Source organism: Heterorhizobium halophytocola (assembly GCF_017873095.1).
GTDB classification, from domain to species: Bacteria; Pseudomonadota; Alphaproteobacteria; order Rhizobiales; family Rhizobiaceae; genus Allorhizobium; species Allorhizobium halophytocola.
In genome coordinates, this window is sequence record NZ_JAGGJU010000014.1 from 140,611 (window position 1) to 155,477 (window position 14,867).

The 14,867-nt window shown below is 62.6% G+C and carries 12 protein-coding genes; 3 read left to right on the forward strand and 9 right to left on the reverse strand.

Going from position 1 to position 14,867, the window contains the following annotated elements; translation table 11 throughout:
* Positions 1-11: 11 nt before the first annotated feature.
* The 7 genes from J2Z17_RS22260 to J2Z17_RS22290 all read right to left on the reverse strand — a co-directional run bounded on the left by J2Z17_RS22260 (position 12) and on the right by J2Z17_RS22290 (position 6,956).
* Positions 12-785 (reverse strand): L-fucose dehydrogenase, encoded by a 774-nt coding sequence (locus J2Z17_RS22260; RefSeq protein ID WP_209948442.1) that lies wholly within the window; start codon positions 783-785, stop codon positions 12-14.
* Positions 786-847: 62 nt separating this feature from the next.
* Complete coding sequence (locus J2Z17_RS22265; RefSeq protein WP_209948445.1) at positions 848-1,702, reverse strand: fumarylacetoacetate hydrolase family protein; 855 nt, start codon at positions 1,700-1,702, stop codon at positions 848-850.
* A gap of 61 nt (positions 1,703-1,763) precedes the next feature.
* Positions 1,764-2,711 carry an ABC transporter substrate-binding protein gene (locus J2Z17_RS22270; protein ID WP_209948531.1) on the reverse strand — a complete coding sequence of 316 codons (948 nt, stop codon included), beginning with the start codon at positions 2,709-2,711 and terminating at the stop codon, positions 1,764-1,766.
* Positions 2,712-2,796: 85 nt separating this feature from the next.
* Positions 2,797-3,801, reverse strand: a complete 1,005-nt coding sequence (locus J2Z17_RS22275) for an ABC transporter permease (RefSeq protein ID WP_209948447.1) — start codon at positions 3,799-3,801, stop codon at positions 2,797-2,799.
* Positions 3,798-5,315, reverse strand: coding sequence for a sugar ABC transporter ATP-binding protein (locus J2Z17_RS22280; protein WP_209948449.1), 1,518 nt, complete (start codon positions 5,313-5,315; stop codon positions 3,798-3,800). Before J2Z17_RS22280 ends, J2Z17_RS22275 begins: the two co-directional genes overlap by 4 nt.
* The gene (locus J2Z17_RS22285; protein WP_209948451.1) at positions 5,312-6,193 is read right to left on the reverse strand and encodes an amidohydrolase family protein; all 882 of its coding nucleotides are present in this window, start codon (positions 6,191-6,193) and stop codon (positions 5,312-5,314) included. Before J2Z17_RS22285 ends, J2Z17_RS22280 begins: the two co-directional genes overlap by 4 nt.
* 10 nt (positions 6,194-6,203) lie before the next feature.
* Positions 6,204-6,956, reverse strand: a complete 753-nt coding sequence (locus J2Z17_RS22290) for an SDR family oxidoreductase (protein WP_209948453.1) — start codon at positions 6,954-6,956, stop codon at positions 6,204-6,206.
* A 201-nt stretch (positions 6,957-7,157) separates the two neighbouring features.
* Here J2Z17_RS22290 and J2Z17_RS22295 point away from each other — a divergent pair, with 201 nt between their 5' ends.
* The gene (locus J2Z17_RS22295) at positions 7,158-7,925 is read left to right on the forward strand and encodes an IclR family transcriptional regulator (protein WP_209948455.1); all 768 of its coding nucleotides are present in this window, start codon (positions 7,158-7,160) and stop codon (positions 7,923-7,925) included.
* Here the strand turns inward: J2Z17_RS22295 and J2Z17_RS22300 are convergent, their stop codons facing one another.
* Together J2Z17_RS22300 and J2Z17_RS22305 are read right to left on the reverse strand one after the other, a co-directional pair.
* Positions 7,926-8,366 (reverse strand): RbsD/FucU family protein, encoded by a 441-nt coding sequence (locus tag J2Z17_RS22300; RefSeq protein WP_209948457.1) that lies wholly within the window; start codon positions 8,364-8,366, stop codon positions 7,926-7,928.
* A 36-nt stretch (positions 8,367-8,402) separates the two neighbouring features.
* Positions 8,403-10,151, reverse strand: coding sequence for a glucan ABC transporter ATP-binding protein/ permease (locus J2Z17_RS22305; protein ID WP_209948459.1), 1,749 nt, complete (start codon positions 10,149-10,151; stop codon positions 8,403-8,405).
* A 295-nt stretch (positions 10,152-10,446) separates the two neighbouring features.
* On the opposite strand from J2Z17_RS22305, the gene J2Z17_RS22310 reads away from it, so the two are divergent.
* Entirely contained in the window at positions 10,447-11,196 is a 750-nt protein-coding gene (locus tag J2Z17_RS22310; RefSeq protein ID WP_209948461.1) for a LuxR family transcriptional regulator, read from the forward strand.
* Positions 11,197-11,357: 161 nt separating this feature from the next.
* On the forward strand, positions 11,358-14,819 hold the full coding sequence (gene pyc / locus J2Z17_RS22315) for a pyruvate carboxylase (protein WP_209948463.1): 3,462 nt from the start codon (positions 11,358-11,360) through the stop codon (positions 14,817-14,819).
* Positions 14,820-14,867: the final 48 nt, after the last annotated feature.

Here is a 14,867-nt window from a genome sequence, read left to right on the forward strand (position 1 = left end):
TGAATTATCGATCAAAGGGCGCGGTCGAGATGGGTGTAGCCGCCATCGACGAAGAGCCACTGGCCCGTCGTATGGCCGGCCCTGTCGGACAGCGCGAAGACGACGGTGGCGGCAATCTCGTCTGCCTGCGTCATGCGGCGTCCGAGCGGGATGCGCCGGACAATCTCGTCGATCTTGGCGCTGGGATCGTCGAACGTCTTCAGCCAGTTCTCATAGAGCGGAGTCAGCACCTCGGCCGGAATGACCGCGTTGACCCGGATGCCGTCCGCGGCAAGTGCTGCGGCCCATTCCCGGGTCAGCGCCAGTTGCGCGCCCTTGGCGGCGACATAGGCAGATGTGTTGCCTTGCCCGGTAAGAGCCGTCTTCGACGAGATATTGACGATCGCGCCCCGGCTCTTCTTCAGATGCGGCAGGCTCAGATGCGCGAGCGTGTAATAATGGATCAGGTTGCGTTCCAGCGAGGCACGAAACTCCTTCGGTCCCGCTTCGAGCCCGATGCTGTCATTGATGCCGGCATTGTTGACGAGGCCGTCGATCCGGCCGAAGCGCTCAAGCGTCTTGGCGACGGCTGCGGCGCAAGCGTCGTCGTCGGACAGTTCGACCTCAAGCCAGCAGGCCTTGGGGCTGGCCGCCGTCAACCGGTCGAGAAAGGCGGCATCCGGTTGGTGACGGGCAAGGATCACAGGGACGGCGCCTTCGTCGGCCAGCGTCTGCGAGATCGCAGCGCCAATGCCTGCCCCGCCGCCCGTCACGATGATCACCTTGTCCGTCAGTCCGAGATCCATGTCCGCTCCTTGAGTCGAGAGGGCCGGCAGACGGCGTTTGCCGCCATCTGCCGCGCACCGCGTCAGGTCTTCACGACCTTCTGGGTCTGGCTGCCGAGGCCTTCGATCCCGAGTGTCATCGTCTCGCCGCCCTTCAGGTAGATCGGCGGCTTGAAGCCCATGCCGACGCCGGGCGGCGTGCCGGTCGAGATCACGTCGCCCGGCTGCAGTGACATGAAGCGGCTGACATAGGAGATAATGTGCGCGACGTTGAAGACCATGGTGGCGGTCGAGCCGTTCTGGCGCTTCTCGCCATCGACGTCGAGCCACATCTTCAGATTGCCGACGTCGGCGATCTCGTCGGGCGTGACCAGCCAGGGGCCGATCGGGCCGAAGGTATCGCAGCCCTTGCCCTTGTCCCAGGTGCCGCCGCGCTCGATCTGGTATTCGCGCTCGGACACGTCGTTGATGACGCAGTAGCCGGCCACGTGCGAGAGCGCCTCGGCTTCCTCGATATATTTGCCGCCCTTGCCGATGACGACGCCGAGTTCGACTTCCCAGTCGGTCTTGGTCGAGCCGCGCGGGATCTCCACGTCATCGTCGGGGCCGACAATGGCGGACGTCCACTTGTTGAAGATCACGGGTTCCGACGGCACCGGCAGGTTGCTCTCGGCGGCATGGTCGGCATAGTTGAGGCCGATGCAGATGAACTTGCCGACGCGCCCCACACAGGGACCGAGGCGCAGGTCGGCCTGCGGTGTGCCGTGCACGGCCGGCAGGGAGGACAGGTCGATCTCCTGCAGGCGCGCAATGCCCTCGGGTTCCAGCACGTCGCCGGCGATGTCGGCAACCACCGTCGACAGATCGCGGACATTTCCGTCACTGTCGAGCAGACCGGGTTTTTCCTGGCCCTTCGGGCCATAGCGAAGCAGTTTCATCGGGTCTCTCTCTGTCTTGCGTCCCGGGACGTTCGGCGCCCCGGGACAGGTTGATCAGGTCTCAGTCGTACAGGACGGCTGCGATCTTGGGATCATCGATATTGGACTTGTCGTAGTAGTAGAAGCCCGTGTCGATGTTCTTTTCCACCGTCTCGCCCTTGGCCGCGGCGATGGCGGCCTTGACCGTCTCGTAGCCGATGCCGACCGGGTTCTGGGTGATGGCGCCCGCCATCAGGCCATCCTTGATCGCCTGCTTCTGGGCAGCGCCGGAATCGTATCCGATGATCACGACGTCCTTGCGGCCGCTTTCCTTGACGCCATTGACGACGCCGATGGCAGAGCCCTCATTGGACCCGAAAATGCCTTTCAGGTCGGGGTTGGCCTGCAGGATCGACTTGGTGATTTCCGTCGACTGCAACTGGTCGCCGGCACCATACTGGATCGAGACGATCTCGATCTTGGGATGGGCTTCCTTGATCCGGTTGACGAAACCGTCGCGGCGATCAATGCCGGTGCGGGAGGTCTGGTCGTGCACGACGAGGGCTACCTTGCCCTCGTCGCCGATCAGATCAGCCATCTTGTCGGCGGCAAGGGCTGCGGCAGCGATGTTGTCGGTCGCGGCAGTCGCCATCGGAATGTCGCTGTCAACGCCGGAGTCGAAGGCGATGATCGGAATATTCTGTTCCTGCGCCTTGCGCAGCAGCGGGATTGCCGCCTGGCTGTCGAGAGCGGCAAAGCCGATCGCGGCCGGCTTCTTGGCAAGAGCTGCCGACAGCATGTCGATCTGCTTGTCGACCATGGTCTCGTTGTCGGGACCCTCGAAAGTCACCTCGACATCGAATTCCTTGGCGGCCTTGTCGGCGCCCGCCTTGACGGCCTGCCAGAACTGGTGCTGGAAGCCCTTCGAGATCAGCGGAATATACATCTTGTCCTGGGCCTGTGCGATGCCCGTGGCCGACAGAAGTGCAAGTGCACTCGCCGCGCCGATCAGTGTCCGTCTGGTGAACATGGTCTCCTCCTTGGTGTTCACGTTGACTGTTCCTCCCGGGCCGGGCGCCTCTTTTGGCAGCGTCCGGCCAAGCCTTGCAGCCTCCTCAGGCCCTGCGTCGCCGCATCATGTCGGCATAGACGGCGATGATGATGATCGAGCCGGTCAGCACCGTCTGCCATTCCTGCGCGACCGACAGGATGCGCAGTCCGTTCAGCAGCACCGACATGATCAGCGCCCCGATGATGGTGCCGAGAACCGTGCCGCGTCCGCCCGACAGCGAGGTGCCACCAATGACGACGGCTGCGATAGCGTCGAGTTCATAGCCCTGGCCAAGTGCCGGTTGCGCCGAGTTGAGCCTGGAGGCGATCAGCAGGCCGGCAATGCCGCAGATCGCCCCGGCCAATGCGTAGATGCCGATCTTCCAGGCGTCGGTGTTGACGCCAGACAGGCGCACCGCCTCCTCGTTGGAGCCGAGCGCGAAGCAGTAGCGGCCAAGCACGGTGCGTCCCAGGATATAGGCGGCGGCGGCTGCGACCAGAAACAGGATGAGCACGCCGTTCGGGATCGGCAGCGAGGGGAAGACGGAGCCGATCAGCGAGCCGGTCGAAATCACCGGGAAAGACGGCGTGTCGTTGAAATAGATCGGCTTGGTGCCGGATATGACCAGCGACAGGCCTTTCAGGATCAGCATCATGCCGAGCGTGGCGATGAAGGGCGGGATCTTCATCTTGGCGATCAGCGTGCCGGAGATCGTGCCGGACAGCGCACCGGTCAGAAGGGCGGCGGCAATGCCGAGTGGCAGGGGCATGCCCAGATAGGTGAGGACCACACCGGCCATGACCGCACAGAAGGTCATCAGTGTGCCGACGGACAGATCGATGCCGCCGGTGATGATGACGAGTGTCGCTGCGATCGCCAGCACGCCATTGACGCTGGTCGCCTGCAGGATGGCGATCATGTTCGACATCTGCATGAAATTGGGCGAGGCGAGGCTGAAGACGATTATCAGCACGACGAGGCTGGCGAAGGCGAGCAGCTTTTGATGGGCCTGGCTCGCCTTCAGCCATGCGGCGGCAGAGGACGTGCCGTTTGCGGGGGTGGCGGTCATGCGTGTTCCTCCGTCATGGCGTCCCGCAAGGTGGCGAGATGCATGATCTCCTCCTGGGTGGTGCCGGCTCCCCCCGGCAGAATGCCTGTCAGCCGGCCCTCGCACATCACCGCAATGCGGTGCGACACGCGCAGGATTTCCGGCAGTTCCGAACTGATCACGATGATCGCCTTGCCGTCTGCGGCAAGGGCTGCAAGCAGCCGGTAGATCTCGCCCTTGGCGCCGACGTCGATGCCGCGGGTCGGTTCGTCGAAGATCAGGATGTCGCAGTCCCGCAGCAGCCATTTGGCGATGACCACCTTTTGCTGGTTGCCGCCCGACAACAGCTGGACCTCCTGGCGATCATCAGGTGTGCGGATGGCGAGGCGCTCGATATAGTCGTTCGCCGTCGCCTGCATGGCCTTCTCATCGAGACGACCGGCCATGTCGGTAAATTGCCCGAGACTCGCCATCGCGATATTGGCGCGCACATCCATGCCGAGTGCCAGGCCGAAATGCTTGCGGTCTTCCGAGAGATAACCGATGCCGGCGCGTACCGCATCCTTCGGCGTACCGATGGATACCGGCTTGCCATGGACGAAGACCTCGCCGCTGTCCTTCGGATCGGCGCCGAAAATCGCGCGCGCGACCTCGGTCCGGCCGGCGCCCATCAGGCCGGCAAAGCCCAGGATTTCGCCGTGGCGGACCTCGAACGATACATCGCGGATGACGCGGCCGCGATTGAGGCCGCGCACGGACAGAGCAGTCTCGGCCGTGTCGAGATCCGGGATCGTGACTGTCTCCTCCTTCAGCGCCCGGCCGACCATCATCGAGATGATCGTCGACACGGGCGTATCGGCCGCTTCGACGGTCACGACATATTCTCCGTCACGCATGACGGTGACGCGGTCGGCAATCCGCTTCAACTCGTCCATCTTGTGGGAGATGTAGATGATGCCGACGCCTTCCGACTTCAGCCGGCCGATAATGGCGAAGAGTTCCGAGACCTCGGCATCGGTCAGGGCCGCCGTCGGCTCGTCCATGATCAGGATGCGCGAGCGGTTGGAGAGCGCCTTGGCGATCTCGATCATCTGCTGGCGGGCGATCGTCAGCTCGGCCACGATCGTCTTCGGATCGAGCTTCATGTGCATCGAGCCCAGCAGTTCGCCGGCCTGACGGTTCAGCTCACGCTCGTCCAGCCTGCCGAAGGATCGGCGTGGCTCTTTGCCGATCAGGATGTTCTGCCCCACGGTCAGGTCATTCATCAGGGAGAGCTCCTGGTGAATGATGCCGATGCCGTGTGCCTGCGCGGCCTTCGGGCCGGACAGCTCGATCGGCTGGCCGTCGATCTCGACCGTGCCGTCATCCGGGCGGTAGATGCCGGAGAGGATCTTCATCAGGGTGGATTTGCCGGCGCCGTTCTCGCCCATCAGCGCGTGCACTTCGCCGCGCTTCAGGTCGAACTGCGCCTGCTTCAGGGCGTGGACGCCGGGAAAGCGTTTCTCGATGCCGGTCATGCGCACAAGTTCGGTCATGTCGCGGCTCCCTTCAGGTCGTAGAAGCGCTCGGCATTGCCGCCGAGAATAGCGCGGCGATCGGTAGCGTCCAGATCGCCGAGCAGCCGGTCGGTCAGGTCCGCCCAGAAGTCATAAGAGGCAGCGAGCCTCAGGACCGGCCAGTCGGAACCCCAGACCAGCCGGGTCGGACCGAACCAGCGGAGGAGATCGTCAAACAGAGGCTGCAGGACGGCAAGCGCGGTGTTGATCTCACGACATTGGGCCGGGTCCATTTCGGTCAATAGGCCGGAGAGTTTGCAGTGAACGTGCGGGAAGGCGGCCAGCCGCTGCATCCCGGAGCGCCAGAGATCATGCCGATGATCGTTCCCACCGGCCGACAGTGGCGGCTTGGCGGCATGGTCTATGATCACTTGGAGATCCGGATGACGCTCGACGAAACGGGCGAGCGGATCGAGATGCCGCGGCAGCACAAGCGCGTCGAGGCGAAGGCCATGTTCGACCATCGCGGAGATGGCGTTCGGCTGCGGCGCGGTGAGGATCCAGTCGTCCTGCCCGAGATCCTGCAGCATCGGGCGCAGCCCCTTGAGCTTGCGCGCGCGAGCGAGCGTGGTGATCCGTGTTGCAGCGTCCGGCGCGGAGAGATCGGTCCAGCCGACAACGCCGGCGATCTCGGGGTGGCCGTCTGCCAATGACAGGAGAAAGGCGGTTTCCGCATCGGTTGGGGCTGCCTGGACGACGACAAGCCGCTCACGGCCGGCATCGGCCAGGGACGTTGCGATATCTTCGGGGCCGAAATCGCGACAGATGGGCGCGAGCCCCGGATCGTCGGCGCGCAGCCATCCGTAATCCCCGCGTTGCAGAGACCAGAAATGACAGTGGGCGTCGATCTGGCTCATCCGCATCGCCTCAGATGGTGACGCCGCCATCGACCAGGACGGCCTGGCCGCTGACGAAGCGCGATTCATCGGAAAGGAGATAGACGACGAGAGGTGTGATGTCGTCGACGGTTGCCAGCCGTCCCATCGGCTGGCGGGCGATGAAATCCTTCTCCGCCTGCACGGGATCGGGGGAGGAATCGATCCGGCCCCGGAGCGAGGGCGTGTCGACGGTTCCGGGACAAAGTGCATTGCAGCGCACGCCCTGTTTGACGAAATCGGCTGCGATAGACTTTGTCAGGCCGATCACCGCCGCCTTGGTCGCGCCATAGGCCATGCGGTTGGGGAAGCCCTTGATCGAGGATGCCATGCTGGCCATGTTGAGGATCGAGACCGAACCCTTGTCGGCGGCCCTCTCCAGCATGGCGGGAAGGAAGGCCTTGTTCATCCGGAACATCGCCTTGACGTTCAGGTCGAAACTGAAATCCCAGTCCTTGTCGGAGCAATCAAGTATGGTGCCGCCATGAACGAAGCCGGCGCAATTGAACAGGCCGTCGATGGCACCGATCTCGCCGGCGAACGCGGTGATCGCATCGGCGTCGGTGACATCCAGGATCCGTGTTTCGATCCTGTCGCCCGATTCTTGCGGCAGCGATGCCAAGGCTTCGGCATTGATATCGGTCGCGATCACGGTTGCGCCTTCGCGCGCGCAGGCAAGCGCGCTTGCACGACCGATGCCTTGTCCGGCCGCCGTGACGACGACCCTCTTTCCTCCCAGACGCATAGTTACTCCTCCCATGCATCCCGCACCGAAATGCGATCTGTTTACATGTGAACAGCATATTCAAAAATGAATTGACGTGACAAGCGACAATCTGGGCTAATTGCAGAAATTCCGAACGGGCCTGCCCGATCGACATGCCTGATAGACAGGAGGGCGATCTGGCGATCAGTTGAGGGGGCCGGAAAGTCGGAAGGAGGGAAAGTGAACGATCAGGCTGACAAGGGTCTCGACCGCTACCGTGCGCCGGCGCTCGACAAGGGGCTGGATATCCTGGAGCTTCTGGCCGATGCGCCGAAGGGCCTAACCCGGTCGGAGCTGGTTAAGGCCATGGGCCGGAGTCCCTCGGAAATCTACCGCATGCTGGAGCGACTTGTGGCACGCAGCTATGTGGCCCGCTCGCCCGAAGGGGACCGTTACGAACTGACGATGAAGCTGTTCGTGCTTGCCCATCGCCATACGCCCGTGCGCCGCATCGTCTCGCAGGCGACACCCCTGATGGACGCTTTCGCCCGCCGGACCCACCAGTCCTGTCAGCTGGTGATTTCCGAACATGGCACGGCGACCGTGGTGGCCCAGGCAAGTCCGCCGGATCTCTGGGAGTTCAAGGTGCGCGTCGGTGCCGAGCTCGACCCGTTGACCACCAGTTCAGGCCTGACCCTCTTGGCCTTCCAGGAGCCGGAACGCCGGCAGCAGACACTGGCAGTCTGGCGCGGTGGCGAGATGGCGGCGCGCCTGCAGGCGGTCGAAGCGGAACTCGAAACCATCCGGGCCCAGGGCTATCGCATCGGCGAAAGCCAGCAGTTGCGGGGCTTGAAGGATATCTCCACACCGATCATCGATCAGAACGGCGAGGCCCTCGCGGTGATCACCTGTCCGTTCACCGAGCGGCTCGACCTTCCGGAACTCAGCGATCCGCAGGATGTGTTGCGACAGTTGAGAGAGATGGCAGAAAGCCTGTCACTCCGCTGATCAGCCGTCGGGGGAGATCACGCCCTTGCGCAGGATGAAATTGCCGTAGAGCCGGGTTTCGTCGGTCTGGACGATGGCATAGGCGGTGCGTGCGCGATCGTAGAACGCGAAGCGTTCGATGGCGATCGAGGTAAAGCCCTGCTCGGCGAACATCGGTGCGGCTTCCTGGACGATCGGTGGAACCATGTCCGGCTTGCTGACCACTGCCATCGTCACGACGGGGCTGTCGCCGAAGGTGTCGAGCGGCATCAGGGAAAGCACGGCTTCCACCGCACGCAGGGCATCGCAATTCAGGTAGATCGGTTCGCCGAGGGCGGTTCTGCGGGCGTTCGAGGCGGACGGGAAATTGGCGTCGGCAATCAGGATCTCGTCGCCATGTCCCATTTCCGCAAGTACTTTCAGGACGGTCGGCGTCAGCAGGCGGTCGATACCCTTCAGCATGTGCAGTCTCCTCCGGAAGCGATGTTACGCCCCTCTTTAATCCTGTTCAGGGCCATCGCTGTCGTCCAGCAGGCCGCTTGTTCTCAAAAGGCTGGCAAACCTGCCGCCCATTGCTGCCAGCTCCTCGTAGCCGCCCATCTCGACCACGCGTCCCTCGTCGAGGAAAAGCACGACGTCGGCCTCGCGAATCGTGGACAGCCGGTGGGCGATGATGAAGGTGGTGCGGTCCTGGCGCAACCGGTCGATCGCATGCTTGACGCGCTCTTCGGTCTCCACGTCGAGCGCGCTTGTTGCTTCGTCGAGCACGAGGATCGGTGCATTCTTCAAGATGGCGCGCGCGATCGCGATGCGCTGACGCTCGCCGCCCGACAGGCGGTTGCCGCGTTCGCCGACCGATGTGCCGTAGCCGTTCAGGCGGCTTTCGATGAATTCGGCAGCTGCGGCGGCCCGCGCGGCGGCGATCACTTCTTCGTCCGAGGCATCCTCTCGGCCGAGGCGAATATTCTCGCTGATCGAGCGGTCCAGCAGACCGGCATCCTGGAAGACGGTCGCGATCGAGTGGCGCAGCGACTTGCGCGTGACGCCTGCAATGTCCGTGCCGTCGATCAGGATCTTGCCCTCATGCGGTTCGTAAACGCGCTGCAGAAGATTGATCAAGGTGGTCTTGCCGGCGCCCGTCGGGCCGACAATGGCGATGGTCTGGCCGGCCTTTACCGAGAAGCTGACGTCGTGCACACCCTGGTTGGTGCTGGAAAAGTCGAACGAAACATGGCTGAACTCGACGTTTCCGTGGACATTTTCGAGGTCGCGCGCACCGGCCGGCTCTTCCCGCTCTTCGACGGCTTCTTCCAGCTGATAGAAATCCTCGAGTTTTGCCCGGGCTTCGAAGATCTGGTTGGCGAAATTGCGCATCTGGTCGAGACGGGCGATCAGGACGCCTGCAAAGCCTGTAAAGGCGATGATGTCACCGACCTTCAACGCGCCCTCCTGGACCAGCATGGTGCCGACGACCAGGATGATCAGCATCGACAGGGTCGAGGCGATGCGGTTGAGCCCGCTGGCGATGGCCCACCAGTCGAGCACCGGATACTGTGCGGCGAGAAGCTGCTCGGTAAAGCGCTTGAGGGCCCGGGTTTCCGCCTCGACGCGGTTGTAGCTGTGCAGCACCGACACATTGCTGATCGAGTCGCTCACATGCGAGAACACCGTATGATAGTGCCCTTCGACCGACGCCTGGCCCTCCTTGGTCTTCGACATCACCACCTGGCCGATGACCAGATAGAACAGACCCAGCACCAGCAGCACGGCGCTGAGGCGCAGGTCCATCGAAATCGCTGTCGGGATCAGCAGTCCGAGCGCGACGAAGGTTGCCAGATGCGTGCGCATGAATTCGAGCCAGAGGCCGAACAGCGTCTCGCTGGCCCTCAGCAGCGTATGCAGCGCATTCGACGTGCCGCGCATATGGTGCCAGGAGAGCGGCATGGAGATGATGCGCGAGAAGGATTCGGTCAGCAGCGTCGCCCGCCGTCCATGCGCGAGCCGATCGGCCTCTCGCGAAACCAGCACGAAGGCGATCGTGTTGAATACGCCGAACCCCGCCCACAGCAGCAGGATATTTCCGACCGGCTGCTTGTCGGAGATCGCATCGATGATTCGCCCGAACAGCACCGGTTCGGCAATCGTGATCACTGCGAGGATGATATTGGCAACGACGACAATGCCGGTGCGGGTGCGATAGGCTGACAGATAGCGCAGGGCCCTCAGGTAGACTTGCAGCAGGGTCACGGAATTCTAGCCTCGTGGATATCCAACTTGGTCCCTCTGGTCATGGTCAATCGCATTCGGCTATACCTAGGCGGTTGCGCGCGATGGCAAGCCCGTGTTTCACTTGGCTGGCCGATCGAAAGCCTGTCCGGTTCGGTTGCGGGCATAGAAACAGCGGAAGTCACTCATCATGCTCGCTAACGAAGTTGGCCTGCAAATGCAAGATTTAGCGGAACGGGTTAAGACATCTTTAACTTCGTATGCTCGTTTTCTACGCTAATTCAGGATTTTAACTAACTTTAAGAATGAGGCGGTGATGGGGACGACGGCACGGATAGACAGGATCGTTGACTTTTTAGGCGTCGCCGCAGAAGCGCGGACAGCGCCCGAACTCGTTGCCTCCTTCGAGGCCCTGATCGCCACTTTCGGGTTCGATTTCTACGGGGTCGTTCGGCAACCCAAGCCGAACGAAAATCCCATGGGCCTGGTGCTTGCCGGCCGCTGGCCGCAACGCTGGCCGGAAACCTATATCGCCAAGAAATATGTGCTGATCGATCCGACCATACGCTATCTCGGGCATGCGCAGCGCGGTTTCCGATGGCGCGAGGCGCTTGCGGGCTTCCGCGGAGATCCGCATCGCTCCCGCATGGAGCGGATGATGGTCGAGGCTTTGCGAAACGGTCTGGAAGACGGCTATATGTTTCCGGTGCATGGACGCAACGGTCTGCTCGGCAATATGACGCTCGGGGGCCGCATCGTCGATCTCACGGTCGTCGAGATGAGCCTGTTCGATGCGCTTGCCAAGCGTCTTTTCTGGCGGCTTATGGATCTGAGCGGGCGTAGTGCCGAACTCGATGCCGCCAATATCGACGTCAAGATGACCCGCCGGGAAATGGAAGTGCTCAATTACCTTGCCGACGGCATGACGTCGAACGACATCAGCAAGGTTCTGAAGATCTCCAACCATACCGTCGACTGGTACATGAACGGCATCCAGGACAAGTTGAGTGCCAAGAACCGCCAGCATGCCGTGGCACTCGCCTTCAGGCACGGCCTGGTGACCTGAGAAGGGCCGAGTATACTGAAGGCTGTCAGGAATTTCCCGGGATCGAACGGCGCATACGATAGAGTTAATTTGTTGTGACAAGAATTTGAACTTCGCCGCGTGAAAGGCTAATACTCATCTCGCAAGTGCAGCATGAAACTGCCGGTCAGGAGGAGTTCAATTTGTCCATTTCGAAGATTCTCGTCGCCAATCGCTCGGAAATTGCCATTCGCGTTTTTCGAGCCGCCAATGAACTCGGCCTGAAGACCGTCGCGATCTGGGCCGAAGAGGACAAGCTTTCCCTCCACCGCTTCAAGGCCGATGAAAGTTATCAGGTCGGACGCGGACCGCATCTTGCCAAGGACATGGGCCCGATCGAAAGCTATCTGTCGATCGAGGAGGTAATCCGCGTCGCCCGCGAGTCCGGAGCGGACGCGATCCACCCAGGCTATGGCCTGCTCTCCGAAAGTCCTGAATTTGTCGATGCCTGTGATGAAGCGGGCATTATTTTTATCGGCCCCAGGGCCGACACCATGCGCCAGCTCGGCAACAAGGTCGCAGCGCGTAATCTCGCCATTTCCGTCGGCGTCCCTGTGGTACCGGCCACCGAGCCGCTGCCGGATGATCCGGCCGAGATTGAGCGGCTGGCAGCCGAGATCGGCTATCCCGTGATGCTGAAGGCCTCCTGGGGTGGCGGTGGGCGCGGCATGCGCGCCATTCGCGACCCCAAGGACCTGATGCGCGAGGTGATCGAAGGCAAGCGCGAGGCCAAGGCCGCTTTCGGCAAGGACGAGGTCTATCTCGAAAAGCTGGTCGAGCGCGCCCGTCATGTCGAAAGCCAGGTGCTCGGGGACACCCATGGCAATGTGGTGCATCTGTTCGAACGGGACTGCTCCATCCAGCGCCGCAACCAGAAGGTCGTCGAGCGCGCGCCGGCGCCCTATCTGAACGAGGCGCAGCGACAGGAACTGGCCGCCTATTCGCTGAAGATCGCAAAGGCCACCAACTATGTCGGTGCCGGCACGGTCGAGTATCTGATGGATGCCGACACCGGCAAATTCTACTTCATCGAGGTCAATCCGCGCATCCAGGTCGAGCACACGGTGACGGAGGTCGTGACCGGCATCGATATCGTCAAGGCGCAAATCCATATTCTCGACGGCTTCGAGATCGGTACGCCGGAATCCGGCGTGCCGAAACAGGCCGATATCCGCCTCAACGGGCATGCATTGCAGTGCCGGATCACGACGGAGGATCCCGAGCAGAACTTCATTCCCGACTATGGTCGTATTACCGCCTACCGCTCGGCTGCCGGCTTCGGCATCCGCCTCGATGGCGGCACGGCCTATACCGGCGCGATCATCACGCGCTATTACGATCCGCTGCTGGTAAAGGTCACGGCGTCCGGCAGCACGCCGCAGGAGGCGATCAGCCGCATGGACCGCGGCCTTCGCGAATTCCGTGTGCGCGGGGTGGCCACCAACCTGACCTTCCTCGAGGCGATCATCAGCCACCCGATGTTCCGCGACAACACCTATACGACGCGCTTCATCGACACGACGCCGGAGCTGTTCCAGCAGGTCAAGCGGCAGGACCGCGCGACCAAGCTCTTGACCTATCTGGCGGATGTCACCGTCAACGGGCACCCGGAAGTCAAGGGGCGGCCCGAGCCGTCCGACAAGGCGGCGAAGCCGATCGTGCCCTATATCAACGGCGAGATCCGCGACGGGACAAAGCAGAAACTGGACGAACTCGGCCCGAAGGGGTTTGCCGAATGGATGCGCAACGAAAAGCGCGTTCTGATGACCGACACGACCATGCGCGACGGGCATCAGTCGCTGCTGGCGACCCGCATGCGTACGTTCGACATCGCCCGGGTCGCCGGCACCTATGCCCGCGCCCTGCCGGAACTGCTGTCGCTCGAATGCTGGGGCGGCGCGACCTTCGACGTGTCCATGCGCTTCCTCACCGAGGACCCGTGGGAACGCCTGGGGCTGATCCGCGAAGCCGCGCCGAACCTGTTGCTGCAGATGCTGCTGCGCGGCGCCAACGGCGTCGGCTACACCAACTACCCCGATAACGTGGTCAAGTATTTCGTCCGCCAGGCGGCCCAGGGCGGGATCGATCTGTTCCGCGTCTTCGACTGCCTGAACTGGGTCGACAACATGCGCGTGTCGATGGACGCCGTGCAAGAAGAGAACAAGCTCTGCGAAGCGGCGATCTGCTACACCGGGGATTTGCTCAACAGTGCCCGTCCGAAATACGACCTCAAATACTATACCGATCTGGCGGTCGAACTGGAGAAGGCCGGTGCCCACATCATCGCGCTGAAGGATATGGCCGGGCTTTTGAAGCCGCAGGCCGCGCGTGTGCTGTTTAAGGCTCTGCGGGAGGCAACGAGCCTGCCGATCCACTTCCATACCCACGACACCTCGGGCATTGCCGCCGCAACCGTCCTGGCGGCGGTGGAGTCCGGCGTCGATGCCGTGGACGCCGCGATGGATGCGCTGTCGGGCAATACCTCGCAGCCCTGCCTGGGTTCGATCGTCGAGGCGCTGTCCGGCACCGAGCGGGATCCCGGGCTCGACCCGGCCTGGATCCGCAAGATCTCCTTCTACTGGGAGGCGGTGCGCGGTCAGTATGCGGCCTTCGAAAGCGATCTCAAGGGCCCGGCTTCCGAAGTCTACCTGCACGAAATGCCGGGTGGCCAGTTCACCAACCTCAAGGAACAGGCCCGCTCGCTCGGTCTGGAGACCCGCTGGCATCAGGTGGCGCAGGCCTATGCCGATGCCAACCGGATGTTCGGCGATATCGTCAAGGTGACGCCGTCTTCCAAGGTCGTCGGCGACATGGCCCTGATGATGGTTTCCCAGGACCTTTCCGTCGCCGATGTCGTGGACCCCAAGCGGGACATTGCCTTTCCGGACTCCGTCGTTTCGATGCTGAAGGGCGATCTCGGCCAGCCTCCGGGCGGCTGGCCTGAAGGGCTGCAGAAGAAGGCGCTGAAGGGCGATGAGGCCTATACGGTTCGTCCGGGTTCGCTGCTGCCGGATGCCGATCTCGATGCCGAGCGATCGACGATCGAGACCAAGCTCGAGCGCCCGGTCAGCGACTTCGAGTTCGCCTCCTACCTGATGTATCCGAAGGTCTTCACCGATTTCGCGACAGTCCTGGAAACCTATGGCCCTGTATCGGTCCTGCCGACTCACGCCTATTTCTACGGTCTGCGCAACGGCGAGGAGATGTATGCCGAGATCGAGCAGGGCAAGACGCTGGTGGTGGTCAACCAGGCCACCAGCCAGCCCGATGACAAGGGGATGATCTCGGTCTTCTTCGAACTCAACGGCCAGGCCCGCCGCATCAAGGTGCCGGATCGTGCGCATGGTGCATCTGCGGCTGCGGTGCGCCGAAAGGCCGACCCGGTCAACGCGGCCCATCTGGGCTCGCCGATGCCGGGTGTCATTTCCACCGTCGGCGTAAGCGTCGGGCAGGAGGTCAAGACCGGTGATGTTCTGTTGTCGATCGAGGCGATGAAGATGGAGACGGCGCTGCATGCCGACCGCGAAGGCAAGGTTGCCGAGGTGCTGGTGAAGGCCGGGGACCAGATCGACGCCAAGGATCTGCTGATCGTCTTCGAGGCCTGAGGTCGCGGGCGCAAGCGGCCGCACTGGACCGTAGGACCGGAATGCAAA

Bases quoted from the DNA above. Each gene is read 5' to 3' on its own strand.
- J2Z17_RS22260 (WP_209948442.1), bottom strand. From the start codon at position 785: ATGGATCTCGGACTGACGGACAAGGTGATCATCGTGACGGGCGGCGGG.
- J2Z17_RS22265 (WP_209948445.1), bottom strand. From the start codon at position 1,702: ATGAAACTGCTTCGCTATGGCCCGAAGGGCCAGGAAAAACCCGGTCTG.
- J2Z17_RS22270 (WP_209948531.1), bottom strand. From the start codon at position 2,711: ATGTTCACCAGACGGACACTGATCGGCGCGGCGAGTGCACTTGCACTT.
- J2Z17_RS22275 (WP_209948447.1), bottom strand. From the start codon at position 3,801: ATGACCGCCACCCCCGCAAACGGCACGTCCTCTGCCGCCGCATGGCTG.
- J2Z17_RS22280 (WP_209948449.1), bottom strand. From the start codon at position 5,315: ATGACCGAACTTGTGCGCATGACCGGCATCGAGAAACGCTTTCCCGGC.
- J2Z17_RS22285 (WP_209948451.1), bottom strand. From the start codon at position 6,193: ATGAGCCAGATCGACGCCCACTGTCATTTCTGGTCTCTGCAACGCGGG.
- J2Z17_RS22290 (WP_209948453.1), bottom strand. From the start codon at position 6,956: ATGCGTCTGGGAGGAAAGAGGGTCGTCGTCACGGCGGCCGGACAAGGC.
- J2Z17_RS22300 (WP_209948457.1), bottom strand. From the start codon at position 8,366: ATGCTGAAGGGTATCGACCGCCTGCTGACGCCGACCGTCCTGAAAGTA.
- J2Z17_RS22310 (WP_209948461.1), top strand. From the start codon at position 10,447: ATGGGGACGACGGCACGGATAGACAGGATCGTTGACTTTTTAGGCGTC.